This is a genomic window from Vibrio sp. 10N.286.48.F5 (genome assembly GCF_041469785.1).
Classification (GTDB): domain Bacteria; phylum Pseudomonadota; class Gammaproteobacteria; order Enterobacterales; family Vibrionaceae; genus Vibrio; species Vibrio crassostreae_C.
In genome coordinates, this window is sequence record NZ_JBFRLG010000004.1 from 50,845 (window position 1) to 76,337 (window position 25,493).

Genomic DNA, 25,493 nt, shown 5'->3' on the forward strand with positions numbered 1-25,493 from the left:
AGTAAAGACCACGCACTGATCGCTAGTTGCTGAAAAGAAGCCCAACGATTCAATATTTATTGAGTGAGTTGGGCTTTTTCGTAGCTGGAATCTGGGTTCAGACGAGGTATACTCCACGTTCTACAATGGAGCTAGCCTTTAATGTTCGATATTCTTCTGAACCACTCTGATTTTTTACTTATCAATAAGCACCCTGGAGTCAGCGTCCACAAAGACGATGGCGATACCATGTTGCTTCAAGAAGTTGCTAAGGCAATTAATGAGCCTAAGCTGTATCTCGTTCATCGACTAGATAAAATGACTTCGGGCATTCTGCTGCTGGCAAAAAATGCGTCGGCGGCGAGCGAGCTTTCACAGCTATTTGCAAAGCGTGAAGTAGAGAAATACTACCTTGCGATCGGTTCTAAGAAGCCAAAGAAAAAGCAAGGTTTGATCTCAGGAGACATGGAGCGCTCACGACGCTCAAGTTGGAAACTTCTGACATCCAAAGAGAACCCTGCGATTACTCAGTTTTTATCAGCAACGGCTGAACCCGGTGAGCGTCTGCTGTTATGCAAACCCTATACGGGGCGAACTCACCAGATCCGTGTCGCGATGAAGTCGATCGGCTCAGCCATTGTTGGTGACCCTATTTATAATCCATCGAGTGAGGCTGACAGAGGTTATCTGCATGCCTTCGCGATTCGATTTGCCTATCAATCACAAGCCTACGAATATGTCTGCGATCCAAGAAGCCTAAACTCCTTGGGTGAGAAGTGGCATCAAGAAACCGTGTCGAACGGTTTGGACAGTTGGCTTGAACCTTGGTCATTAACTTGGCCAAAGCTAAACACTAAGTGAGTGAAATAATGGAAGCATCAGCTTTACCTCTGTTTTTTAGTCATATTGAACAGCAACTTAATGAAGTACCAAACGAACTACGCCGTATTTTCCACGGGCGCGGTAAGTTTTGGCCTGGTCTAGAGCAACTGACATGTGACTGGGTTGATGGACAGCTACTGGTTAACGTGTTTAAAGAAGTCGACGATGAATTCTTGTCATCTCTTAAAGCTGGATTGGTTGAACTCACCAACAAAGATATCTGGCAATCAAAGCAGGGCACAAGCATTGTTCTGCAACACCGTTATGCCGATGGTGCGCCTTCAGAGGTTCTATGGGGTGAGTTGAATGACTCTCCGGTTGTGGTTGAGTATGGCCTTAAGTACCAATTAGACATTGGCCGTAATCAGAACTTCGGTTTGTTCCTAGACATGCGTAATGGTCGTCAGTGGGTACAAGATAATGCCAAGGATAAGAACGTTCTTAACCTGTTTGCATACACTTGTGGTTTCTCTGTCGCGGCTATCGCTGGTGGCGCTCGTCAGTGCATGAATGTGGATATGTCACGTGGCTCGTTGAATAAAGGCCGCGATAACCACCGTCTGAATGATCACGATATGCGCTCGGTTAACTTCCTTGGCTACGATATCTTTAAGTCGTGGGGCAAAATCAAGAAGGGCGGTCCTTATGAGTTGGTGATTATCGATCCACCTTCGTTCCAAAAAGGCAGCTTCGCCCTAACTAAAGACTACAAAAAGATCTTACGCCGTTTGCCGGAGCTTCTAACGGAAGGCGGTGAAGTGATTGCGTGTGTGAACTCACCAGCAGTCTCACCAAACTTCCTGATTGAGACGATGGCAGAAGAAGCGCCAAGCGTTGAGTTTATTGAACGCCTAGACAACCCGCCTGAGTTTGTCGATGTCGACCTTGATTCAAGCCTAAAGGTATTGAGGTTTAAAATCACGGCTTCAGCTGAAGATTGATGTCATGATTTAGCGGGCATTATCCATACTAATATAGAAAACGCCGCTCACAATGAGCGGCGTTTTTATAGGTGCAAGAAACTAACTCATTTATTAACTAGCTTGGTTTTTTAGTGTCTGAAAACCAAAATAAATACGCATGAACGTGGTTAGCCAACAAGCTGCACCAAAGGTGTAAGCGATAACCGCAAAGTGTTGAGGCCAAATACAAAACGCGATGAAACAAGCGATGGTTTCAGTGCCTTCGGTTAGCCCTGACATGTAGTACAGAGACTTATGCTTATAGACTGGGTTTTCAATGCCTCGCTTGCCTGCCATAACCGCAAACGCTAAAAAGCTGCTGCCTGTGCCGATAAAAGAGAAGATCAAAAATGCACCGGCAATGGCGTTGTGTTCTGGGTTGGCAATGACAAATCCAAAAGGGATCAGCGAGTAGAATAGGAAATCTAGGCTGATATCGAGGAAACCGCCCGCATCACTAATGCCTTGGATTCGAGCCAAGGCTCCATCAAGCCCATCACATACTCTATTAAACACAATGAAGCCTAACGCCCACTCATATTGTTGAAATGCCAACGCTGGAAACGCTAAACACCCAATCAGAAATCCGAATAACGTGGTTTGATTGGCCGTGATACCCAATTGGTTTAATAACTTAGCAGACTGATTTAATGGCCACTTAATGACCTTAATGGAGTACTTATCCAGCATGGTTACTTCTCCATGGCCAAGACAGTACTTCTGCCCCTTGAGGTACATCGGCTTCGTCGTGCGTGACCATTAATGTAGGGATATTCGCTTTGGTCAGCTGTTCGAAGACCCAATCGCGAAATTGTGCTCTGAGCTCTTGGTCTAACTTACTGAACGGTTCGTCAAGCAGGGCGAGTTTAGGCTTGGCTAACAACATACGAGTCAAGCTTATTCTTGCGCGTTGACCGCCGGATATTTGATCCGGGAAAGATTCAGCTAAGTGAGTTAGCTCTATGTCTTTTAGTGCAGCCATTGCTTGTTTTTGGCGAGCGGAACCTTTAACAGAGTTCGGTAACGAAAAGGCCAAGTTTTCCCATACTTTGAGGTGCGGAAACAACAAGTCATCTTGAAACAAAATACCGACTTCACGCTGATGTGATGGAAGCTCGTCGAGCTGAATATTGTTCAACACAACGGTGCCAGAGTACGAAAACTCTTCACTTAAGTGACCAGCAATCGCATCCAGTAAGGTCGACTTTCCGCAGCCACTCGGCCCCATCAAAGCCAGTATTTGGCCAGATTCTAATGTGACGTTTAGCGCTGAGAACAGCGAATCTCCATCGGTTTTACGGATGGCGAGGTCGTTGAGGTACAGACTCATTACTTAGGAAACCTTTAAAAGTAAGACGGCGATATCTGAGTTGAAGTCGGCTGACTAATATCGCTAAAGAGAAAAAGAACAGAGGCAACAAGGCCTGCCAAATGGCATAGATTGCTGTCACCCTGCGGTCGAAACCACTGGTAAGTGCAACGGCTTCTGTGGTGATCGTGCTAATACGGCCCGCGCCGAGCATTAATGTTGGAAGGTATTGGGCCAAACTCACGCTGATCCCGACCGCCCAAGCAAAGGCAATCGCAGGAAGCAAGATTGGTAGTTTGATCGAATACCAACTCTGAAATGGCGATTTACCTAGGCTCAGCGAGGCTTTAATCAACCCATCATTGAAGCTTTTCCACGGGCCATCCAAAGACAGATACACGAACGGGAAAGCAAAGAAAACATGCGCCCAAATCACCCAGAACTCATAGGCACTACTGCCGATGTAGAGGGTCGTGACTTGCATACCAAACAACACTGAAAGCTGTGGTATTAGCATTGGAATAGCGATAATGAAGCCCGGAACTTGCCACTTGTATTTGATTCTGTATTCGTGAGCCACCAGCGCAAGCAACAAAGCGACTGAAGCGGCAATCAGACCAATCCATAAGCTTTGACCCACAGTACTCATGATGGCATCCCACTCGAACTCCCAGAAGCGCATGTTGTAGCGGCTCGGCAGTAAATCAGGGAAGCGCCAACGCTGAGCAACGCTCCAAATTACCATTAAAGGAATGATCAGCAGTGAAAGGCTAGCAAGGACAGTGAATACCGTTTTCCCCGGAAGGTTTGCCCCTGTTCTTCCGGAATACTGCCAAGTTCGAAAGTACTTAAGAACCGCCCATTCAACTAAACGCGCCAAGGCGATGATCAACGAAGCTAAACCAAACAAAACGATGGCACCAGCAGCAGCTCGCGGAAGTAGGTTAAGATCCGGATCGTTGAACCATTGCCATACCAAAACGGCAAAGGTCGGCGGGTTGGTTGGGCCTATGATCAAAGCAATATCGACAACCGAGACACTGTAAGCGAGTACCGCCAGCATTGGGAAACGAAGCTTAGTAAACCATTGTGGGAAAATACATTTCCACCAGATCTGAGCGCGGCTGTAACCGAGCGATGCACTGACCTTGGTGATACGCTCTACATCAATTTGCTGAAGTATCGAAATGCTCATCAGCAATAAGAAGGGGACTTCTTTGAGTGCGAGCATAATAATTAAGCCGAACGCGTATGGGTCTTTCACCAATAACGCCAATTCAGAGCTGGTAGCCGATTCGCCGAGCAAGTGATGTACCGCTCTTGCGCCAAGCCCCGTTGGACTAAACAGAAAAGCAAAGCCGATAGCGAAAGCTACATGTGGAATGGCAAGCATTGGCGATAGCGTAAACTCAATCTTTCTCCAAAACTTGTTTCCCCAAGAGGCTTGAAGAATACAAAAGGTCAGGAAGCAGGCTATATAGCTGCTTGCAATTGCTGAACCTAGGCTTAAGCCAATAGAGTGCCAAGCCCCTTCCCATTGAAAGACTTGGCTAAAACCGTTGAGTGTCGGCTCCTCTAAACCAAGGGGCGGGATGAAACTCAGTGACGAAGCCACGACTCCCGCTACCCCAGGAATGGTCGGGATAATGCATACAGCTATAACAACAAAATATAGAGCGCGTAGCATGAAGACTAGTTACCGTATCGCTTAAGCCACTCTTTCTCGAGCGCGTTTTGCCAGCTAGGGTGTGGTTCATCAACCGATTTAAATTGCTGGGTGTTTTTAGCGCTGCCAGTGAGGTACTTGCTGCTCAGAACCGAAGGATCGCCCCAAACATTGAGGTCCCCCTTGCGAGACTGTGCTTCAGGGCTCAGTAAGAAGTTAATGGTCACTTGAGCACCCGCGGTTGCATTGGCGTTCCAAGGAATCGCAAGGAAGTGAATGTTAGATAGAGCGCCGCTTTCTAGAGCATAAGCCTTAGTGGTTTCGGCTAAGCGACCACTGGCTTGTGTTGAATAAACAGAGTTTGGATTAAACGTAATCGCGAGATCGATCTGTCCGTCATCCAGAAGTTGGATGCTTTCCGATGTGCCTGCTGGGAACTGCTTTCCACCGCGCCACGCCACTTTATGGAATTTATCTAAGTAAGCCCACAGTGGTGCCGTTACTTCTTGGAAGTTGTCTTCTGAAACCGGCTGAGCCAGCGCAGGGTTATTGTTTGTTAGTTCAATCAGTAGTGACTTAATGAAGCTCGTGCCATGAAACTCTGGTGGGCGAGGGTAGCTTAAGCGGTTCGGGAAAGCCTGAGCGTAGCTTAACATCTCAGAGAATGATTGTGGCGGGTTGTGAAGTGTTTCTTGGTCATGAATGAACACCAGTTGTCCCACGCCCCACGGTGCTTCTAAGCCTTCTGTCGGCTCTGAGAAATCGACATCAATTGGCAGAGACTTATCGACATACTGCCAATTTGGAAGTGATTCCGTAAATGGCCCAAACAATAGCGCGTTGTCTTTCATCGAACGGAAGTTCTCGCCATTAATCCAGACGATATCGACGCTGCCTTCACTGTTCTTTCCTGCCGCTTTTTCAGCAAGCAGTCGAGTGGTGGTTTCCGCAATATCGGTCACTTTCACATGCTTTAACGTGACACCGTAGTCACTTTGTAATTTCTTGCCTGCCCACTGTAGGTAACGATTGATCTCTTGGCTTCCGCCCCAAGCGTGAAAGTAGACAGTTTCTCCCTCTGCCTGCTGTTCTATTTGGTTCCAGCTGTCGATGGATGTTGCTTCATCAGCATAAATGGTTGCGCTGTATGCAACGGTTGCCATGATTCCTAACGTACTTACTATATTGTTCATAAACTTTTCCATTTGGTAGTGAACGGGCAAGAGCATTGTATTGTCAAACTCCCTAGGGCGTGTTGACCCTTCGTGGTTAACGAAAGATCAACATGCCCTAATAGTTATTCTATCTGTTTCTGAAATAAATTCTAATTCAACAGTAAATTCAATCAATTACTTGAGAACAAGCAGGGAGTTCTCGGTTGAGTTTTGTTCGATCTGTAATCACCTCGAAAACTCGACAGACTCTAGGCTTTTGCCATCCTAGCAACAGACCGCTGAACCGTTGAATTTATTGCATCTAAATGAGAGATTTTTGAGGTTTATTGGAGGCTGGTACGAAAAGTCGGCGATGAGTGTCAATTTTGAAGAAGTAGTGAGGGCAAGCTGACAATAAAAAAGGAGCCATCAGGCTCCTTTAATCAGTATTTGGTTTCGATGACGGATTAGTTTACCCAGTCACGAATTGTGTACGTTAGCGTGTGTACATCGTTTTTCAGTACTAGCGTATCGTTTGTTAGCGTTACGTCGCTCCACTCGCTTAGAGTAGCAGAAACCGATTGTTCGATTTCCATCGCAGAGCCGTGACACATTTTCATTGTCATGCCCATTTGCTTGATACGGAATTGACCGTCTTTCAGCTCGCCTTGACCGAAGAAGTTGTTACAACCAGCCATGCCGTTTGCAGTCATCTTTTCGCCGATCTCTAGACGAGGAGCTGCTTGGTCTTCGCTTTTCACAATGTCCTTGCCATCAATTTGCGCAAGTTCCCAATTATGGTGCTGTAGATCGGTTGGTGTTACTTGCATCGCGTTGTCACCTGTTGTTGTGCATGCTGCTAGCATCATAGGTAAAGCGGCTACTGCTAGTAATTTTTTTGAACTAAACTTCATATTATAAGGCTCCAAAGGAAAGAACGAAGTTACCGGATAAGTGTAACTTGATGGGTTCAAAGTATAGTTTACAAAACACTATATGTGTCAGTATAAGGTCATAGTTTAGTATGGATTTCACGAGCCAGGCGACAAATTAATCGCTTATTTTTGAGAGAGTAAGCGTAATTTTGAATGTGTAAGGAGGCATGGTGGAGCAGTTAGAGTTTTTCCAAGTTTCAAGCCCTTGCGTTGGGGTTTGTTCAAGCGATGACAAAGGCTATTGCAACGGTTGTATGCGCAAGAGAGAAGAGCGCTTTAATTGGATGTCGATGACACCGTCAGAACAATTGCACGTGATAAAGCTGTGTCGTCAGCGCTATAGAAGAAAAATAATGAATCAAAAAAACTTGATTGGTAAGCAGGTCGATGAAGAGGGAAATACCAGTCCCCAAAGAGATCTTTTTGGCTAAAGAGGAAGTATTTAGATTTTATTTAACTCCGAAGTAACTATTACTTTACATAATGGTTGGGGTGTAATATTAAAGTAGGTACCTTTGTACCTGAAGGAGTGGTGTCGGTATGAATAAAAAGAACGTAAAAATCAAAAAAGAGCCAGTCAAAGCACTTGACCGAAAACCGATCGGGGCAAAAGATGACCCTGAAGAGACTCCGCGTGATTGGCATTCGATGTCAGAAGAAGAACGAATGGAAATCCTTTCTCACCTCTCAGACATGCCTTTCCAATAACACCACTGGTTCTTCAGAGCCTTTCTTAAAGCTCAGTTTTCAGAAACAAAAATGTGATTAAACAAACATGTGATTCGCTTTCGTTACACCACGATGGTACGTGCAAAATGTATCATCGGCCTCGGTGGTTTTACTGTGAATCTTAATGTTTGTGATCACTTCTACCGCCCCTGCATCGTAGCAAGCTTGTTCTGCTTTTTTAACGATATCGAGTAATTGGTTGAGTTCACCTTTCATCGTAGTTTCCATCGCACCGACTTGGAAAGGCACATCGGCAGCTTTCACAACTTCAATGGCTTTATCAACCACTTCGAAGTTGTTGCCTTCTTTAACGCGAGGTATCACTTGGAAGGCAACCATCACTTCTTTTTCTCTTTTTAACTCAGACACTTTCTGCTTACTCTAGGATAGGGAATTGTTGCAGATGATAGGTTAATTCGGAGACGAATTCTACAGCGATTATGCTGGTTGGATTACTCTCTTTGTCCTACTTGTTACCCCAGTGGTCACTTACCCAACCACCTATGTGCTCATCAAAATGACTGCCACTGAACCTCTGGTTGCGTTCAACCGAAGTATCACAATCATCTTTATTATCTATTAGGGTTTGTATGTAGTTTGCCATCGGGTCATTGGAACGTTGACGATCTCGGCGAGTTGCCACTTCCTTAATCAGTTGTAATCGATATGTAGAGCTAGCACGTTTCATTTCAATGACCTCCTGTTGTAGACACTAATAGAAAAATCTAGTTGCTAGATATAGGGGCGTCAACGTGATTTAAGAGTATTTTTTTTGAGCAACCAAGAATCAATACGTTGGCATCATAATTCACAAAAGTGTCATTTAAGTTGGCAACTTTAGGGAAGTTTTTGGGTGTGAATTTGTATTTTGTTGCATATAAAAAAGCCCAGTACAAACTGAGCTGACCATTCTATTTCTGGTTACTTAGAGTTATTTCTGGTTACTTAGAGCTATTTGGTTTGCTTTTAAATTGCTTAATGCTTTTCTTTTTAGCTGTTCTTCGATTGGCCATTTTATCTTTAGGTGGACGCTTGCGAGCGGTCACTTCAGATGCAGGTTTGTCGGTAACCGGGAAACCCTCTAATGGTTGCAGCACTAACGGCTTATTGGTCAAGGTGCGAATCGCATTGAGGTAGTCAGTTTCGCTGTGGCTAACCAGAGAGACCGCGCAGCCAGTACTTCCTGCTCTTGCTGTACGACCAACGCGGTGTACGTAAGTTGCTGAGTGAGAAGGTAATTCGAAGTTAATTACGACAGGTAATTGATCAATATGAATGCCTCTAGCCATCACGTCTGTCGCGATAAGCACACGAGTCTCGCCATTTTTGAAACTTTCTAATGCTTGCTCTCGTTCTTCTTGGCTCTTATTTCCATGTAACGCACTCACACTGATTTTGGCTTTATTCAATCGTTTGGTTAATGCATCGGCATTGTCTTTTGCGCCAATAAATACCAATACTTGCGGCCATGTGTGTTGATTGAGTAGTGCGATGAGCGCTTGAGCTTTACTGCCTTTGTTCACTAAATACAGGGTTTCTTCAATAGCCGCGACCACGCTGTTTTCTTGATGTGTCGTGACCTTAACTGGATTTGAAAGAAGCTCTTCAGCCTGACCTACTAATTCGGGCGGAAGTGTCGCAGAGAACAACAGTGACTGACGTTTGCTCGGTAGTGCTGAAGTAATCGCTTGAATATCTGGCCAAAATCCCATGTCGATCAGGCGGTCGGCTTCATCAAGAACCAATGATGAACACCGAGCTATATCCAGTTCATCACTTTTGATTAAAGCAAGTAGGCGGCCCGGTGTGGCGATGGCTAATTGTGGTTTAGTCGATAATTGTTGCTGTCGATCATCAGTATTTACGCCGCCCGTTAGCGTTACCAATTTGATATTGAGCGTTGTCGCGATCGGTTCTAAAGATTTGGTCACTTGAGATGCAAGTTCACGGGTTGGAACAATGATCAGTGCTTGCAGTTCATTCACATCTTGGTTGATGTTATTCAGTAAAGGTAAGCCGAACGCCAATGTTTTACCGCTGCCCGTTTGAGCCAATGCGAGTACGTCTTTCCCCGCAATAATGGTAGGAATTACCGCTTGCTGTATCTCTGTCGGCTTATTGAATTGAGATGAGAGCGCGGAGACGGTTTTTGCGTTAAGGGTTAGGCTATCAAATGACATAAATGAACCAAGTATCAAAAAGGAGGTGGAGTCTATCAGGGCTACAAATGTTAGAGAATCAGTTTTGTATGTTAGACGATAAACACATTCATTATACGCGCGAATTGTGTCTGTTAGCTATACGCGATAATTAAGCGTTTATCATATTGTAATGGCACTGAATGGACGTACAATGTCCGCCCTAAAAATGTTCATGAAATGAGATCGAAATGAGTTGGGACAGTATCTGGCTGTTTATCGTTATCGTGTTTTTTATTGCCATTATCCCGGGCCCAAATGCGCTGTTGGTATTAAGCACAGCCTTAACTCAAAGGAAGCTGTTCGCATTTGTGAACGTGTTGGGCGTGTCATGTGGTTTCTTTTTTCATGCCTTTATCTCGGCTAACGGCATAAGCTTATTACTGTCGAACACTCCCATGGCCTTTGAAGGGCTAAAGTGGGCTGGGGTTTTGTATCTTGTCTGGCTTGGGTATAACCATTTTCGTGCGGCGCTGCGCGCTCAAGAGGGCGTGCTCTCTGTGGTCAGTGCATCGGGAAGTAAGCTTTATAAGCAATTTTTCAAAGGGCTTCTCACTAATCTACTGAATCCTAAAATTGTCCTGTTTTATCTTTCTATATTCCCTCAATTTGTTTCAACAGATGCGATTGTGACAGACAGTTTGATACTTGGTGCAATTCAAGCGTCAGTGGTGTCGATGTGGTTCTTAGTTGTGATCTTAATGGCGGATACCTTTAAGCGCTTGTTAGTTCAAAAGCGCACCTCGCAAATGATGAACATTGTGTGTGGGATTCTATTCGTGGGCTTCAGCATTCAGTTGGCATTGTTTCAGCTTTAGGGTGCGATGCGAAGAATTGGGTTTTTAGCTATTGGTTCAGTTCATTTCCGGCTTAGTTCTCGTTTCCATCTTAGTTTTCATTTCCGATTCAGTTCTCATTTTTTACTGAATGCTAAGCAATCAGTGTTTCTCTGTATAAATCTCTAAAGCATTAGCTCGGGAAGTCGATATAATTATTAGCTATCAATTTGGTGAATGTGTTTATTTGAGACCAATTGAAGCTACAGCCTATTGCTTGACCGAAATAACAGAGACAGGGAGTCACCAATGCGTGAAGATTCATTCACCCAGAAACGCAAATATTACCGCTTAAAGTACCCTCAAAAGGCTCGTCCGGTGATGCGAATTAAGGATGAGCTTTTTCATGTCAGCGAAGTTTCTGAAAAGGGTGTACGCCTGATGATGCGTAACATCATTCCGGTTTATCGTGGCTTTTCAATGGCCGGCACCTTGAGGTTGCATGACAACAACAGTATCGATATTAGCGGTGCTGTATTGCGACAAGAAGGTGACGAAGTGATCGTTCAGTTATCACAAGGTCCGAGCTTCAAAGATATGGTGTCTGAACAACGCCACATTAGGCAAAGATACCCAGTGTTTTTTGCTAGCCTCAGAGTGGCATAGAAAGCTTTTAAAGTTAGATTCACTCATCCAAGCCGATATTAAAAAGCCCAGCACTTTCACAAGTGCTGGGCTTTGTTCTATCTATAGCCCAGATTCTTATAAACCAAAGGCGATACAGGTAAAGCTAATGAGCTTAGTTCGCCTTATAGCTCGTCTACTGTAGCCCAAACTGCGGCTAGCATATCGTGACCAAACGCGACACTTCGTTCTGGAGACCAGCCGTAAAGTTCGTCAGCGTGACTGATGTGATCTTTAAATGGCATCTCGACGGTGTAAGCCAAACACTTGAATTGCTCACCAATCCAGTTTGTGCCAACTGTCATGTTTGCTTTGCCTGGTTCGTCTTTATCGTAACCAAATTCATCTTGGAACTCTGGCGTGATAGTGAGCAGTGCTTGCTTGAAGTGGCTCTCTAGCTTCGCGATGCGCTCGTTGTAAGAAGGTGTGCCTTCGCTACCTGCTACAAAGTTATATGGAATCGCTTCGTCGCCGTGAATATCTAGACACAGGTCAACGCCCGTTTCCAGCATACGCTCGCGAACAAGGAATACCTCTGGGCTGCGTTCCATAGAAGGTGATTGCCATTCGCGGTTCAGGTTTACGCCAATCGCGTTAGTACGCAGGTGACCGCGGATGCTGCCATCTGGATTCATGTTTGGTACAACTCTGAACACAACGCTGTCTAGAAGAGAGCGACCAACCGTATCTGTTTCATCAAGTAGGCGTTGTAGCAGGCCTTCGATCAGCCATTCAGCCATCGTCTCGCCAGGGTGTTGGCGACCAATAACCCAGATGTTTTTCTTCTCTTCACTTGGCTCGCCGATGGTTAGCAAAGTGATGTCGTTGTTGTCTAGCGTCTGACCTAGAGTTTCAAGCTTACAAGCAGGGTGCGTTTGAGCATTGTGCAGAAGATCTTGGTGACGATCGTATGAGTACGGCGCGAAGTACGCGAAGTACATTGAATCGTGTTCAGGGATGATATCGAAGCTTAATGTATCGCCATCGAACTGAGATGGGATACGGAACCACTCTTCACGGTCATACGATGCAACCACATCGTAATCTTTCCAGCCTTCAGGGTAGGCAGATGTTGCCAATTGACCGATTTCAAAGTGGTGAGCTTGTTGAGCTTCACTTTCTAAGCGGAAGTGAAACCACTGAGAGATTTCAGTTTGGTAGTCTGCTGGGATAGTCAGTTGAATGTTTTGTGGTGAATCTGCAGAAACGACGTGAATGTTGCCGCTTTCGAAATTGCTGAAAATTTTCATTGTAGTTTTTATCTCGTAGTTGAGTTGCCGTAAGACTAGCACACTTTTTTTCGAGCAAACCACTAACTAAATCGTAATGAGATGTTATTTCAACTATCTACTTTTTAGTTCTCTACTTTGAGCAGTACTTCCTATCTATCGACGCTGACAAGTTGTACACCCACGACAGGCTGAACGTGTGTGGCGATCTAACTTGCTGCGTTGAACCTTACAATAAGCGTTTTTCAGCGCTCTTCTTCCTGAGAACCAATCATCGGGTTTCGATAGGATCAGATAACCATTAAAGCGCTTCACAAGCTCTATTCTATTTTGGTCGATAAACTTGCTATCAAAGCCAATTTCGAAGTAATCAAGCGCTTGTTCGATGGCGGTGAAACTCGCTATTTTTTGTTGGAATTCTGTTTGGTTCATTGAGTGAGGAGTTTATGAAAAATAGATAGCCAATATTGTAATAGATTTACAATTTACTTCTTTGACTTAGAAAGCCGTTTTGTCTCGTTGATGTTAGATTAATCAATAATAGATATTTAACCGTCGATTCTTATTTGGTGGGCGATTGTATCTGGTGGGGAATAATTTCGTGAAGTGCCCTTGGGTTCTCATAAAGGTTCAATCTTTGTTCCTCAGAATGCGATTTATGATCCAAATCAAACTGATCTACCCCTAAAGTACTATTCTGATCTTAATTGTAACCAATTGTTGAAGATGATTAAGAATTATGACAATAAAAAAACGTTATATCGCACTAATAGCGGCGGTTGGTATAGGTATTGGTTGGTTAACCTTAGGGGGAACTGCAGCCGTTATGCACTATACATCGAGCACTGAGTTTTGTGTTTCTTGCCACACAATGGAAGCACCCCACAAAGAATACCAAGGTTCTGTACACTTCAGTAACGCAAAAGGCATTCGAGCTGAATGTGCCGATTGCCACATTCCAACTGATCCGATTGACTACGTGATCACCAAAGTAAGAGCGTCCAAAGACATCTACCACGAATTTATTTCAGGTAAGATAGACACGCCTGAGAAATATGAAGCACACCGTGAAGAGATGGCTGAGACAGTTTGGGCTCAATTCCGCGAGAATGACTCAGCGACTTGTCGCTCTTGTCACGAATTCGATGCAATGGAAGAGTTCGAGCAATCTCGTGATGCAGCAAAAATGCATGCTTATGGTCGCGAAAATAACCAAACGTGTATCGATTGTCACAAAGGCGTTGCACATTTTGCTCCTGAAGCTCAGCTAGATAGCAAAGCGTTCGATACCCTGATCGCATTTACGAAAAACACGCCAGCAGATGCGAAAGTGGTTTACCCAGTAACCGATATCGCAATGGGTGACTTCGGCAGTGTAAACCCAACAGCAGAACTGCAAGTGGTCAAGGCTGAAGGCGACAACCGTACTGTGACTTTGAATGCATTCCAAATGAAAGGTGCAGAGCAAGTGCTTTACTTCGGTGAAGGCCAACGTGCAATCGTTGCGACATTGACAGACAAAGGTCAAGAAGCACTGACTACTGGTGACTATAAAGCCGATGCTTACGGTAACGAGTGGCGTTCAGTTGCGCTAACGGGTGATATCACTTCTCCAGTTGTCGATAAACTAGACCCAATCTGGTCTTACGCAGAAGAGTTGGACAACGTTTACTGTGCAACGTGTCACGCGAAAATTCCTTCAAACCACTTCACTGTGAATGCTTGGGGACCTGTTGCGAAAAGTATGGGCGACCGTACAGACATTTCTGAGCAAAACCTTGAGCTGCTGACTAAGTACTTCCAAAACCACGCGAAAGACGTTGTTGGTCACTAAAGAGAATTAGAAGGATAAAATTATGACTAATATGACACGTCGTGGATTTATGAAAGGCACAGGTATTACAGCTGGTGCGTTGGCATTCACATCTTTGACGCCGATGAGCGCAATTGCTTCGGACAAACGTGGTTCTGGTGTTCTAACATCAGGTCGTATGGGACCAATGCTGTGTGAAGTGAAAGATGGTAAGTTAGTGTCGACGACGAATGCACTGGCACAAACGGTTCCAAATAGCCTGCAGACCACAGGCCCTGATCAAGTACACACCAAAGCGCGTGTTAAGTACCCTATGGTTCGTAAAGGCTACTTGGCTAACCCATCTGCACCTGAAGGTGTACGTGGTAGTGATGAATTTGTTCGTATCTCTTGGGATGAAGTGTACAAATTGATTCACCAACAACACTCACGTATTCGTCAAGAGCACGGTGCGGAATCTGTATTCGCAGGCTCTTATGGCTGGCGTTCAAGTGGTGTTCTGCACAAAGCGCAAACGCTTCTACAACGTTACATGAGCATGGCTGGTGGTTACTCTGGTCACTTAGGTGATTACTCAACAGGTGCTGCGCAAGTTATCATGCCGCACGTTGTGGGTTCGATTGAGGTGTATGAACAGCAGACGACTTACCCAGTTATCCTTGAGCACAGTGATGTGGTGGTACTTTGGGGCCTAAACCCAATTAACACCTTGAAGATCGCTTGGAGCTCAACCGACTGTGCAGGTCTTGAGTTCTTCCACCAGTTGAAGAAGTCGGGCAAGACAGTGATTGCGATTGACCCAATGCGCTCTGAGACTATCGAGTTTTTTGGTGACAACGCAGAGTGGATTGCTCCTCACCCAATGACTGACGTAGCCATGATGATGGGTATCGCACACACGTTAGTGAAACAGGGCAAGCACGATAAAGAATTCTTGGGTAAATACACAACAGGTTACGACGTATTCGAAGCTTACTTGATGGGTAAGGAAGACGGCGTAGAAAAATCTGCTGAGTGGGCGTCTGAGATCTGTGGTGTGCCAGTGAAGCAGCTTGAGCTACTTGCGGATATCTTCAGTAAGAACCGTACTATGCTGATGTCTGGCTGGGGTATGCAGCGTCAACAATACGGTGAACAACGTCACTGGATGTTGGTTACGCTAGCGACAATGCTAGGTCAAGTTGGCTTGCCTGGTGGTGGTTTCGGTCTTTCTTACCACTACTCAAACGGTGGTAACCCTGCTCGTGATGCAGGCGTACTTCCTGCGATTTCAGCGTCACTTGGCGGTGGTTCTTCGGCGGGTAACGATTGGGCTGTTTCAGGATCTGTGAACGCATTCCCTGTAGCGCGTATTGTTGAAGCGCTAGAAAACCCGGGTTCAAGCTACCATCACAATGGTCACAACCTAACGTTCCCAGAGATCAAAATGATCTGGTGGGCAGGCGGTGCGAACTTTACTCACCACCAAGATACCAACCGCTTGATCAAAGCTTGGCAAAAGCCTGAGCTGATTGTTATCTCAGAACCTTACTGGACAGCAGCAGCTAAGCACGCGGATATTGTTCTGCCAATTACTACATCGTTTGAACGTAATGATATGACGATGACGGGTGACTACAGTAACCAACACTTAGTGCCAATGAAGAAAGTGGTTGAGCCACAAGGTGAAGCTCGTAACGATTTCGATGTATTTGCGGACATGTCTGAGTTACTTGCTCCGGGTGGTCGTGATGTGTACACCGAAGGCAAGACCGAGATGGAATGGCTGTATGGTTTTTACAAAACCGCACAGCAAGGTGGTCGTGGTCAGCGTATCGTAATGCCTAACTTCAGCAAGTTCTGGGAAGATAATCAGTTGATCGAGATGAAGTGGAACGAGAAGAACGCACAGTTTGTTCGTTACGCTGATTTTCGTGAGAACCCAATCATGAACCCACTAGGTACACCAAGTGGCAAGTTCGAGATATTCTCAAGAACCATTGAAGGTTACCAACTAGATGATTGCCCTGCACACCCAACTTGGTTAGAACCAACAGAGTACACAGGCAACGCTAAAGATGGCGAACTGCAACTGATGACAGCGCACGCCGCGCACCGTCTGCATAGCCAGTTCAACTACGCGAAGATCCGCGAAGAGTATGCGATTGCAGACCGTGAGCCGATTTCAATTCACCCTGAAGATGCGAAAGCTCGAGGCATTAAAACGGGTGACTTGGTTCGTGCACATAATGGTCGTGGACAAGTATTGGTGGGTGCATTAGTGACGGATGGCATCAAACAAGGCTCTGTATGTATCCATGAAGGCGGTTGGCCTGATTTAGATAAAGACACAGGTCTATGTAAAAACGGTGGCTGTAACGTGCTTACGTTGGATATCCCGACTTCTCGTTTGGCGAATGGCTGTGCTGCAAACTCTGCGCTTGTGAAGATTGAAAAATACACAGGTCCAGTATTAGAACTCACGGCATTTGATCCACCTAAAAACGGCTAATCTTTAACAAGTAATAGCTAACTGAATGAAGCCAGCCTAATCGCTGGCTTTTTTTGATCCTTTTCTTGCGACGAAGACTATTACTCAGTGTCGGCTAGACAATCCATAATAATCAATGACATCTAAGCGAGAAATTAACTCATGAATCGAATCAATCCAAAGAAACTACTTCGCAGTAAATGGACGGCCGTTAGCCCTGTAAAGAAAGAAAAACACTTTATGGTCACAGAGGTAGAGTTTGAAGAAGGGGAGGTTATTCGTTGTTTGATAGAAGCGGTGATGACCAAACGAGAGGAAGACATCAACTGGCGGGATCTCACCGACAAGGATCATTGGCTTCCCGGTTGGAAATAAGGATAGCAAGTAGGGAGCAGTCCTTATTTCTAATTACCCGCTGCTGCACGTCCTTGCCAGTATTTAAGGCCTTCTAAGACACCCTCAGCATGTGTTGCTCTACTCGTGTATACGTTGTCTCTATCCGATAGGTGAGCAACCTCTGGGTAATGGTTAGCAACCAGTATCGAGTTTACGCCTTCAATGGTGAGCATTGAGGTGTCGTTAGCTGAGTCACCTGCGACGCACACTTCTGCAACGCTCAAATCGTGTTGCTTCAAAAGATGGTGGATAGCGGTTGCTTTGTTGACTCCCTTTGGTGTGATGTCTAGATACCAGTCGTGTGAATACGTTAGGTGGACATCTAAGCCGTGCATCTCCAAGCTAGATTCAATCAGTTCGTGTTGAGGCTCTGAAAGCTTTCCTTCAAAGGTGATCTTGTAATCGCCTTGATGGTTTTCTATGCGCTCACCCATAAAATCAAGGGGGGCGAGAGCCGTCTCTACCTTTGATTTGTTCCAAGAAGCTTCCAGTTGGTTATGCCAAACATGGTCTGGTTTTTGGGAATGAACATGATGAATTTTGGTGCCCACATCGCTAATAATACTGTGTGGCTTCGGGTAGTTATCCGATTCTAAACCCATTCGAATCGAAGGTAATGTTCTTCCTGTCGCGATGATAAAGCGAATATCAGGTTGTTCTGTGAGGTAATCAAATAGCTGGTTAACACCGTGAGATGAGCCTCCATCAAGCGTACCGTCAAAGTCACACACCAACATTTTTATCATTCGAATTCCTTGTCTTTTTCTCTCATTCATCGCGGGGAAATGTCTATTTCTTTTATAAAGAATGGCTCAGCAGTGAGCACTCTACAAGTTGAATTCCAGCTTAGGTAATCGCCAATTGAGAGTTTGCAGCAAGTATCACAGTTGGTGTGATGTATTAAAATTCTTGGTTGAAAAGGTTGATTTCAACTCGCTGACTTTAGGCCGGTTGACCTTTGGTTTTTAGGTAGAGATTGAGAGTTGATCTTATCTTTTCTACCGAGCGAACTTTCGCCTCGGAAACATCATGAAAGCTTAATAAATAGTTCGTATTCGAATTATTTGTGTACGAACTAATTGTGGCTTTTGTTGGTTCATTCAGCCTATTAATTACTCTAATGTAAAATTAATATTCAATAATCTACGACTAAGTAATACATAATGTTGGTAGTGCATCTGTCTAATCTATCCCTTTAATTATCAATGGTTTGTTATATTTTTGCTTGTTTTTTGGTCTTGCTGTCACTGGTCTGGTTTCGGTCTGTCACCTTGTTTTACCGCACGAAGCTCCTTGATTTACATGTGCCAATTACTTAGAGTGCTAATTGTTTTTCGGGTTTAAATAACCATTTTTAAGTTTAAATAACTGAGAAAGGATTAGATTACATGGATCCCATACTGGAAGTTAAGGGACTGTACAAGGTGTTTGGTGAAGACACCGACCGTGCTTTTACAATGATTAATGAAGGCGCAAATAAAGATAAAGTTTTCGAAGAAACAGGGCTAACGATCGGCGTTAACGATGTTTCTCTTAGTATCCAAGAAGGCGAGATTTTCGTCATAATGGGACTGTCAGGATCTGGCAAATCAACCCTAGTACGCCTTCTTAACCGCTTGATCGAACCAACCAAAGGCAATGTGCTTCTTCGAGGCAAAGACATTGCCCACATCTCAGAAGATGAACTCCGCGAAGTTCGCCGCAACAACATCTCGATGGTTTTCCAAAATTTCGCTTTGATGCCGCATATGACGGTCATCGAGAATGCCGCATTTGGTCTAGAGCTTGCGGGTGTTGAAGTTGAGCAACGAAAGCAGTCAGCACTTGAAGCACTTGAACGTGTTGGCCTTGGCGCATATTCAGAATCTTACCCAGATGAGTTGTCTGGTGGTATGAAGCAGCGTGTTGGTTTGGCTCGTGCACTAGCATGTGACCCAGATATCTTGTTGATGGATGAAGCGTTCTCGGCGCTCGATCCTTTGATTCGTACAGAAATGCAAGATGAGCTTATTCGCCTTCAAAATGACGATAAACGAACCATTGTTTTTATCTCGCATGATTTGGATGAAGCGATGCGTATCGGTGACCGAATTGCGATTATGCAAAATGGCGAAGTGGTTCAAGTAGGTACTCCAGACGATATTCTTAATAACCCAGCCAACGATTATGTCGAAGCTTTCTTCCGCGGTGTGAACGTGGCAAGCGTGCTTACTGTGAAAGACATTGCGCGTAAGAAGCCAGCCGCGGTATTTAAAAAATCAGAACACGATGGCCCGGCGTCCGCTCTGCAAATTTTAATGGATAACGACCGCGAATACGGCATCGTAGTTGAGAAGAGCAGCCGTTACTCCGGCATTGTCTCTATTGACTCGCTTCGTAAAGCTCACAAAGAGAACAAATCATTAGTGAGCGCGCAGCTCGATGATGGATTAACGCTAAACCCTGATTTACCAATCAATGATGTGCTTGGCCTAGTTGGTGGTGTGCCTTACTCAGTGCCTGTTGTGGATGAGCAAGGTAATTACTTTGGCGTGGTGACTCAGTCACGACTGTTACAAACATTGGATAAGGGGTAGATCATGTCGTCTGAACAAACAAATAATGACCCATGGTCTCAATCGGCTCCTCCAGCTCAACCTGCAAGTGATCCTTGGGGTCAATCCGCTGATACCTCACCGTCAGCGGATTGGTTAAGCAGCGAAACCGTTGAAACGACACCTTTTGATCCACTTAACCCTTTTGCAGAGGCTGTGCTGCCTGTTGACACTTGGGTTGAGTCTGGACTGAATTGGTTAGTTGAGCACGGACGCCCATTATTCCAGGCAATTCGTGTACCTATCGATTTCATTCTAAGTTCATTTGAAACGGCATTGGTGTCTACGCCAGCCCCATTTATGCTCATCATTTTGTTCTTGGTGGCATGGCAGTTTTCAAACTTGAAGCTTGGCGTTGCAACGGCCGTATCTTTGACTTTCATTGGCTTGATTGGCGCTTGGTCTGAAGCAATGACCACATTGTCACTGGTCATGACATCCGTATTCTTCTGCCTATTGATTGGCTTACCCATGGGGATATGGCTCGCTCGAAGTAACACGGCGGCTAAATTCGTGCGCCCAATTTTGGATGCTATGCAAACCACACCAGCCTTCGTTTATTTAGTACCGATCGTCATGTTGTTTGGTATCGGTAACGTTCCGGGTGTCGTGGTGACCATCATATTCGCACTTCCTCCTGTTGTTCGTTTGACCATCTTGGGTATTCAGCAAGTTCCGGAAGAATTGATCGAAGCGGGTCACTCATTCGGTGCAAGCAAAAAGCAGATGCTTTACCGAATTCAACTGCCACTTGCATTACCAACTATCATGGCGGGCGTGAACCAAACACTGATGTTGTCGTTATCGATGGTGGTTATCGCATCAATGATTGCGGTAGGTGGTTTAGGTCAAATGGTACTGAGAGGTATTGGCCGTTTGGATATGGGACTGGCCGCTGTTGGTGGTTTAGGCATCGTTATCTTAGCCATCTTATTAGACAGAATCACCCAAGTACTGGGTGTCAATGCTGGTAATACAAAATTACGCTGGTATCGCATGGGACCTGTTTCCCTTGTACTGAATGTACTTAATCGCGGTAACAAATCAGAACTTCAATTAAGGAAAAACACCAATGAATAATTCATGGAAGAGTAAACTCGCAGTAAGCATCGTTTCTACATTAGCGGTATCGACTAACGTGTGGGCAGCAAGCCTACCGGGTGATGGCGTATCAGTTCAGCCTGTTCAATCGTCTGTAGCGGAAGAGACATTCCAAACATTGATCGTTAACCGTGCTCTAGAAGAACTGGGTTATGACGTGAAATCAACTCAAGAAGTGGACTACAACGTAGGCTACACCTCGATTGCAAAGGGTGACGCAACGTTTCTAACGGTAGGTTGGTTCCCGCTTCATGCTGATAAATACACAATGGCAGGTGGTGATGAGAAATTCTACCGTGAAGGCCAATATGTAAGCGGCGCTGCTCAAGGTTACCTAATTGATAAGAAAACGGCTGAAAAGTACAACATCACCAACATTGGTCAATTAACTGATCCAAAAATCGCGAAGCTGTTTGATGCGGACGGTGATGGCAAAGCAGACCTAACAGGCTGTAACCCAGGTTGGGGTTGTGAGATGGTGATTGAACACCAACTTTCAGCGTTCAAACTGGACGATACGGTAACTCACAACCAAGGTAACTACGCTGCAATCATTGCAGATACAATTTCTCGTTACCAAAAGGGTGAATCAATCCTTTACTACACGTGGACACCTTACTGGGTAAGTGGCGTATTGGTGCCTAACGAAGATGTAGTTTGGTTAGAAGTTCCTTTCTCAGCACTTCCTGGCGAGCGTTCGAACGTGGATACGACGCTATCTAACGGCAAAAACTACGGCTTCGAAATGAACTCAATGCGCATTATTGCGAATAAAGAGTTTGCTAAGAACAACCCATCAGCAGCGAAGCTTTTTGAAATCATCAAACTTAACATCAATGATGTAAGCGCTCAGAACATGATGATGAGTAAAGGTAAGAACAGCTCTGCTGATATCGAAGCGCACGTAAACGGTTGGATCAAAGCGAACCAAAGCACGTTCGATGGTTGGATTACAGAAGCGAAGAAAGCAGCACTGTAACTTTGACTTGGATTTGTTCTGTCTTACCAGACACTTTGATTTGAAATGATGAGCGTGTTGAGTGATTGTGTAGAGTCACTCAATCACCTTCAAACCAAGTGAAAGGGCGACAAGAGTGAACATTATAAAGCCAGCAGTCCATTTGGATTGCTGGCTTTTTGTTTTCTGTTTCTATTTTTGAGCTTCTAGCTGTTAATTACAGCTCTAGCGTTCGCCTTGAACTTCGAAGTTGTCGCTGACTAAGCGAGCGCAGCCATCGGCTTCAAGTGCCCAGTGTTCATGATGTACAACGCCAAACGCTTTGTTCATTGTCCAACTCGCGGTAAGAATGTAACCGCCGTCTGGGTGCTCTTCCCATTTTACATCGGTGTAATCAACGTCTTTGAAACCTTGGTCGATGATGTTTTGCCAAAATGCTTGAATCGCTTCATGACCTTCAAAAGTACCAAATGGACGCGCTTCCATTACACAGCTTTTAGTATATTGATCGGCACAACCTTTCGCATCTTGGTTGTTGAAAGCCTTTTGCCACGCGTTAATGCCTTGCTTACATGCTTCTAAAATTTGGTTGTCTAACATTGTCTTTCTCCATAACAGTCTTGTTGTTTCGAGCACTGTCTTTTTTATTTGGTATTTCGATAAGTTGAATTGAGTTTAGTCTTGGAAATTGATTTGAAAAACAGAGATAATAGAAAATACTGTTTGTAAAAAGAGAACAATAAGATGAGTAAGCTAAAGCAGATGTCGATTTTCGCTCATATCGTAGAGCAGGGTTCAGTCTCGGCTGCGGCTGAAAAGTTAGAGTTGTCTAAATCTGTCGTCAGTCAACATCTCAAAATTCTAGAACAAGAGTTAGGCGCCTCTCTCCTTAAACGCACAACACGAAGACAAACTTTGACAAGCATGGGTGAGCGCTTTTATTTGAGTTGCAAAGACATCAATGTGATCGCTGAATCGGCTTGGGATATGGCAAAAGCCGAGCTAGAAGAGCCACAAGGCCGGATTCGTATCACAGCTCCGAATGCCTTGATGGATTTATTGGTAGCGCCTGTTATTGCCGATCTGATGAAACAATATCCGAAGTTAAAGCCAGAACTGATAAGCGACGATCAGCATTTAGACTTCATGGAGCACGATATTGATCTCGCGGTACGAGTGGGCAGTTCTCGTGACAGTAACTTAAAGCAAAAGCGTTTAGGTGAGTTTAAAGATGTGTTATGTGGCGTTGAAAGCATGCGTAAACGTGAGCTTGAATCGATTCCTTACATTGCAAACTCTTGGCAGGGAAAGCAGGTGACTCATCATTTTAGTTCTCAAACTGAGCAGGACTTTGTCTACCAACAGCAAGCTAGTTGCGTCACCAATTCGTTCCACAGTTGCCTTGCACTGATTAAATCAGGTGTTGGTATCGGTGTGATTCCAGATTTCTGCATTCCTCAGTTATTTGGTGATGTTGTCGACGTGCTGCCAAGCTTTGAATTACCCACCAACACGGTTTATGCGCTAAACCCATTTGCTTCAAATACGCCTATCGCCATCAAGCTGTGTATCCAAGCGTTGGAAGAAAAGCTTAAGCAGAATTTAGTATAAGCTTTCTATCGTTGGTAAAATCCGGTGCTTAACCATATTTACTAATAAAAGAAATAACATGTTTATTACTCAGTAATTCGATCTTGTCGATAGTCAGTACGCAATAGCGGTAGTTTTTGTTCTTGAAGGTGATGTTCGACTTTTGTTCTGTTGGTTCTGAAAACTTCCATATTTCAAATCCGATGTTCTTCATAAGTTCCAATGCACTTGGGTTCTTTATGATCATGGAATACTTTTTAATCTTAGTATTTCTTGCAAGAAGCTTCATATCGGAAATCAGGTTCGCAATAGATTGTTCACGCTTCTCAGAGTGACCGCTAACCACAATGTAATTTAAGTTATGATTAGAATCTAAAGAGCAGGCTTGCTTAATATGTAGATGTTTATTTTGGTATTGCTCGAATACCTCTTCGTTGAAGAAAAAACCTAGGCTATGACTAACAATATCGCCATTAACATCGACCATTTTTCTGCCATGCGCCTTTTTTTCACTGCAATAGAGAAACAGGTCGATAGTATCAAGAGCTGAAGGATCCACCTTTGTATATTGTGAAATCAGCTTTATTCTATCTATTACTGATTTGTCATTCTGATCTGTCATTAGTGGCATGATCTGACAGTCGCAGCCTTCTTCTATTTCCCCTTTAGTGATAGACGATATTCGGCTTTGAAACGAAAAGAACCTCTCACGAAGGAAGTCTTCAAGTAATGCACTGTCTTCGTTATCTTCTGAATCAAAGGATTTCAACGTTGTATACAAGTCCAGACCAAGGCAGTCCAGTAGCTTTAGGGCTTTGTAATTACTTGGCTTTACTTTGCTATTTTCCCATCGATTTATCGTTACGACATCTACAGAGCTGAATTCATCATCTAAGTGATTAATGTATGCCGCAAAATCCTTTTGCGTTAACTTCAATTTCTTGCGCGCTTCGCGCAGTAATTGCGGAAATTTCATCATGGTAGAATATTCATCTTTGATTAGTGACATTACGTTCCGATTAGTCAGATAGTCTATTTTATCAATCGTTAATATACAGTAGCTATAATATTTATTTTTGAATGTAATATTACATTTTTTAGCAGAAGGTTCTGAAAATTTAAATACTTCAAACCCCACACTCTTCAAGAGTCTCATCATATTGGGGTCTTTTACTAAAACAGAATATTTTTTAATGTTTTTGTTCTGAGAAAGTAACTGTATGTCTGAAACTATATGCTCAATAACATGATCTTTTGTCTCTGAGTGTGAGCTTATATTAAAATAATTTATGCTTTTGCTTGAATTTAAAGAGCAGGCCATTCTTAGATCTAGCTCTTGAGTTTTTAATGTTTCAAATTGATGGTCTTCAAAGAAAAAGCCTACGTTGTGACTCACAATGTCGCCATCAACATTGATCAGCTTGTGACCATGTGCTTTTTTCTCACAGTAGTAGAGATATAAATCAATTTGGTCCAATGGCGAAATATCGACTTTTGTGAATTTAGAAAGTAGTTTGATTCTGTCGATAACGCCAGTGTCACACGGCTCTGACATTAAAGGCCGTGACTTAAAGTTGCGTTTGCCTTGTTGTTGATTCAGGCCTGATAGAGCTGAAATTCTACTTTGAAATGAGCCATAGGATTCGTTTAAAAACAGTTCGATTAGTGTGTCTTTTTGTTCGGATTTAAAGCTCTTTATTGTCTCAAACAAATCTCCGCCAAGGTACTGTAAGATCTTGAGTGCTTTGTATGTACTAGGCTTTACCTTACTGTTTTCCCAACGATTTATCGTTACGACGTCAACCGCATTAAACTCGTCGTCCAGCTGATTTAAGTAGGTTGCAAACTCTGTTTGTGTAAATTGAAGTTCCTTTCTGAAGTTACGTAACAACTGTGAAAACTCACTCATTAAAACATTAACCTTCTGATAATTAACTCAATGTCTTGATTCTAATTTAGACATCAGATTCTCTATTTAACATCTTCAGTAATTTGTTTTTTACAGATGTTAATTGTTCGGATTATTTGAACTGTATGTTGCGCATGTCCCTAATAGGCTAAGTGCCAA

Annotated in this window: 26 protein-coding genes; 13 read left to right on the forward strand and 13 right to left on the reverse strand. The window is 44.1% G+C overall.

All coding sequences use genetic code 11. The features are described from left to right. The first annotated feature begins 141 nt into the window (after window positions 1-141). Both AB4185_RS03015 and AB4185_RS03020 read left to right on the forward strand, forming a co-directional pair. On the forward strand, window positions 142-840 hold the full coding sequence (locus AB4185_RS03015) for a TIGR01621 family pseudouridine synthase (protein ID WP_017060318.1): 699 nt from the start codon (window positions 142-144) through the stop codon (window positions 838-840). An 8-nt stretch (window positions 841-848) separates the two neighbouring features. After that, entirely contained in the window at window positions 849-1,802 is a 954-nt protein-coding gene (locus AB4185_RS03020) for a class I SAM-dependent methyltransferase (RefSeq protein ID WP_372134818.1), read from the forward strand. Window positions 1,803-1,895: 93 nt separating this feature from the next. Here AB4185_RS03020 and AB4185_RS03025 read toward each other — a convergent pair whose 3' ends face one another. The 5 genes from AB4185_RS03025 to AB4185_RS03045 all read right to left on the reverse strand — a co-directional run bounded on the left by AB4185_RS03025 (window position 1,896) and on the right by AB4185_RS03045 (window position 6,866). After that, window positions 1,896-2,513, reverse strand: coding sequence for a CDP-alcohol phosphatidyltransferase family protein (locus tag AB4185_RS03025; RefSeq protein WP_017060320.1), 618 nt, complete (start codon window positions 2,511-2,513; stop codon window positions 1,896-1,898). Continuing rightward, window positions 2,503-3,153, reverse strand: coding sequence for an ATP-binding cassette domain-containing protein (locus AB4185_RS03030; RefSeq protein ID WP_017065359.1), 651 nt, complete (start codon window positions 3,151-3,153; stop codon window positions 2,503-2,505). Before AB4185_RS03030 ends, AB4185_RS03025 begins: the two co-directional genes overlap by 11 nt. Further along, window positions 3,119-4,819 carry an ABC transporter permease gene (locus AB4185_RS03035; RefSeq protein WP_372134820.1) on the reverse strand — a complete coding sequence of 567 codons (1,701 nt, stop codon included), beginning with the start codon at window positions 4,817-4,819 and terminating at the stop codon, window positions 3,119-3,121. The genes AB4185_RS03030 and AB4185_RS03035 overlap by 35 nt, the downstream gene beginning before the upstream one ends. A gap of 5 nt (window positions 4,820-4,824) precedes the next feature. Then, window positions 4,825-5,991, reverse strand: coding sequence for an ABC transporter substrate-binding protein (locus AB4185_RS03040; protein WP_372134822.1), 1,167 nt, complete (start codon window positions 5,989-5,991; stop codon window positions 4,825-4,827). 428 nt (window positions 5,992-6,419) lie between these two features. Then, a complete protein-coding gene (locus AB4185_RS03045) occupies window positions 6,420-6,866 on the reverse strand; it encodes an META domain-containing protein (RefSeq protein ID WP_004734625.1) in 447 nt (148 codons plus the stop codon). A 188-nt stretch (window positions 6,867-7,054) separates the two neighbouring features. Here AB4185_RS03045 and AB4185_RS03050 point away from each other — a divergent pair, with 188 nt between their 5' ends. Both AB4185_RS03050 and AB4185_RS03055 read left to right on the forward strand, forming a co-directional pair. Further along, window positions 7,055-7,318, forward strand: a complete 264-nt coding sequence (locus AB4185_RS03050; RefSeq protein ID WP_372134824.1) for a DUF1289 domain-containing protein — start codon at window positions 7,055-7,057, stop codon at window positions 7,316-7,318. 109 nt (window positions 7,319-7,427) lie between these two features. Further along, entirely contained in the window at window positions 7,428-7,595 is a 168-nt protein-coding gene (locus AB4185_RS03055; protein WP_017060325.1) for a hypothetical protein, read from the forward strand. Window positions 7,596-7,652: 57 nt separating this feature from the next. On the opposite strand, the gene AB4185_RS03060 is transcribed toward AB4185_RS03055, so the two are convergent. From AB4185_RS03060 to AB4185_RS03070, 3 genes are all read right to left on the reverse strand, one after another. Then, on the reverse strand, window positions 7,653-7,955 hold the full coding sequence (locus AB4185_RS03060; RefSeq protein ID WP_017065764.1) for a thiamine-binding protein: 303 nt from the start codon (window positions 7,953-7,955) through the stop codon (window positions 7,653-7,655). Between the two features lie 127 nt (window positions 7,956-8,082). Then, complete coding sequence (locus AB4185_RS03065) at window positions 8,083-8,304, reverse strand: hypothetical protein (protein WP_017057116.1); 222 nt, start codon at window positions 8,302-8,304, stop codon at window positions 8,083-8,085. A gap of 253 nt (window positions 8,305-8,557) precedes the next feature. Continuing rightward, window positions 8,558-9,796, reverse strand: coding sequence for a DEAD/DEAH box helicase (locus AB4185_RS03070; RefSeq protein ID WP_372134826.1), 1,239 nt, complete (start codon window positions 9,794-9,796; stop codon window positions 8,558-8,560). 209 nt (window positions 9,797-10,005) lie between these two features. Between AB4185_RS03070 and AB4185_RS03075 the strand changes: the two genes are divergently transcribed. Then, entirely contained in the window at window positions 10,006-10,632 is a 627-nt protein-coding gene (locus AB4185_RS03075; protein ID WP_017060328.1) for a LysE family translocator, read from the forward strand. A 267-nt stretch (window positions 10,633-10,899) separates the two neighbouring features. Continuing rightward, window positions 10,900-11,256: a hypothetical protein gene (locus tag AB4185_RS03080; RefSeq protein ID WP_017060329.1), complete on the forward strand. Its 357-nt coding sequence runs from the start codon at window positions 10,900-10,902 to the stop codon at window positions 11,254-11,256. Window positions 11,257-11,399: 143 nt separating this feature from the next. On the opposite strand, the gene AB4185_RS03085 is transcribed toward AB4185_RS03080, so the two are convergent. Together AB4185_RS03085 and AB4185_RS03090 are read right to left on the reverse strand one after the other, a co-directional pair. Continuing rightward, on the reverse strand, window positions 11,400-12,524 hold the full coding sequence (locus AB4185_RS03085; RefSeq protein WP_136974637.1) for a M14-type cytosolic carboxypeptidase: 1,125 nt from the start codon (window positions 12,522-12,524) through the stop codon (window positions 11,400-11,402). A 135-nt stretch (window positions 12,525-12,659) separates the two neighbouring features. Next, window positions 12,660-12,935 (reverse strand): nitrogenase-stabilizing/protective protein NifW, encoded by a 276-nt coding sequence (locus tag AB4185_RS03090; protein ID WP_136979680.1) that lies wholly within the window; start codon window positions 12,933-12,935, stop codon window positions 12,660-12,662. 307 nt (window positions 12,936-13,242) lie between these two features. On the opposite strand from AB4185_RS03090, the gene AB4185_RS03095 reads away from it, so the two are divergent. The 3 genes from AB4185_RS03095 to AB4185_RS03105 all read left to right on the forward strand — a co-directional run bounded on the left by AB4185_RS03095 (window position 13,243) and on the right by AB4185_RS03105 (window position 17,161). Further along, window positions 13,243-14,337 (forward strand): NapC/NirT family cytochrome c, encoded by a 1,095-nt coding sequence (locus AB4185_RS03095; protein WP_017060332.1) that lies wholly within the window; start codon window positions 13,243-13,245, stop codon window positions 14,335-14,337. A gap of 22 nt (window positions 14,338-14,359) precedes the next feature. Further along, window positions 14,360-16,807 carry a molybdopterin guanine dinucleotide-containing S/N-oxide reductase gene (locus AB4185_RS03100; protein ID WP_017060333.1) on the forward strand — a complete coding sequence of 816 codons (2,448 nt, stop codon included), beginning with the start codon at window positions 14,360-14,362 and terminating at the stop codon, window positions 16,805-16,807. A gap of 141 nt (window positions 16,808-16,948) precedes the next feature. Next, on the forward strand, window positions 16,949-17,161 hold the full coding sequence (locus AB4185_RS03105; protein ID WP_017068050.1) for a TIGR02450 family Trp-rich protein: 213 nt from the start codon (window positions 16,949-16,951) through the stop codon (window positions 17,159-17,161). A gap of 29 nt (window positions 17,162-17,190) precedes the next feature. On the opposite strand, the gene AB4185_RS03110 is transcribed toward AB4185_RS03105, so the two are convergent. Continuing rightward, complete coding sequence (locus AB4185_RS03110) at window positions 17,191-17,928, reverse strand: HAD-IIB family hydrolase (protein ID WP_372134828.1); 738 nt, start codon at window positions 17,926-17,928, stop codon at window positions 17,191-17,193. Between the two features lie 642 nt (window positions 17,929-18,570). On the opposite strand from AB4185_RS03110, the gene proV reads away from it, so the two are divergent. The 3 genes from proV to proX are packed head-to-tail and all read left to right on the forward strand — an operon-like array spanning window position 18,571 to window position 21,856. Beyond that, complete coding sequence (proV, locus tag AB4185_RS03115) at window positions 18,571-19,758, forward strand: glycine betaine/L-proline ABC transporter ATP-binding protein ProV (RefSeq protein WP_372134830.1); 1,188 nt, start codon at window positions 18,571-18,573, stop codon at window positions 19,756-19,758. 3 nt (window positions 19,759-19,761) lie between these two features. After that, the gene (gene proW, locus AB4185_RS03120) at window positions 19,762-20,856 is read left to right on the forward strand and encodes a glycine betaine/L-proline ABC transporter permease ProW (RefSeq protein ID WP_102393819.1); all 1,095 of its coding nucleotides are present in this window, start codon (window positions 19,762-19,764) and stop codon (window positions 20,854-20,856) included. Then, window positions 20,849-21,856 (forward strand): glycine betaine/L-proline ABC transporter substrate-binding protein ProX, encoded by a 1,008-nt coding sequence (gene proX / locus AB4185_RS03125; protein ID WP_017065955.1) that lies wholly within the window; start codon window positions 20,849-20,851, stop codon window positions 21,854-21,856. Before proW ends, proX begins: the two co-directional genes overlap by 8 nt. Before the next feature lie 204 nt (window positions 21,857-22,060). Here the strand turns inward: proX and AB4185_RS03130 are convergent, their stop codons facing one another. Then, a complete protein-coding gene (locus AB4185_RS03130; RefSeq protein ID WP_017060338.1) occupies window positions 22,061-22,435 on the reverse strand; it encodes a nuclear transport factor 2 family protein in 375 nt (124 codons plus the stop codon). Window positions 22,436-22,579: 144 nt separating this feature from the next. Here AB4185_RS03130 and AB4185_RS03135 point away from each other — a divergent pair, with 144 nt between their 5' ends. Beyond that, window positions 22,580-23,446 carry a LysR family transcriptional regulator gene (locus AB4185_RS03135; protein WP_372134832.1) on the forward strand — a complete coding sequence of 289 codons (867 nt, stop codon included), beginning with the start codon at window positions 22,580-22,582 and terminating at the stop codon, window positions 23,444-23,446. A gap of 28 nt (window positions 23,447-23,474) precedes the next feature. Here AB4185_RS03135 and AB4185_RS03140 read toward each other — a convergent pair whose 3' ends face one another. Continuing rightward, the gene (locus AB4185_RS03140; RefSeq protein ID WP_372102264.1) at window positions 23,475-25,334 is read right to left on the reverse strand and encodes a helix-turn-helix domain-containing protein; all 1,860 of its coding nucleotides are present in this window, start codon (window positions 25,332-25,334) and stop codon (window positions 23,475-23,477) included. Window positions 25,335-25,493: the final 159 nt, after the last annotated feature.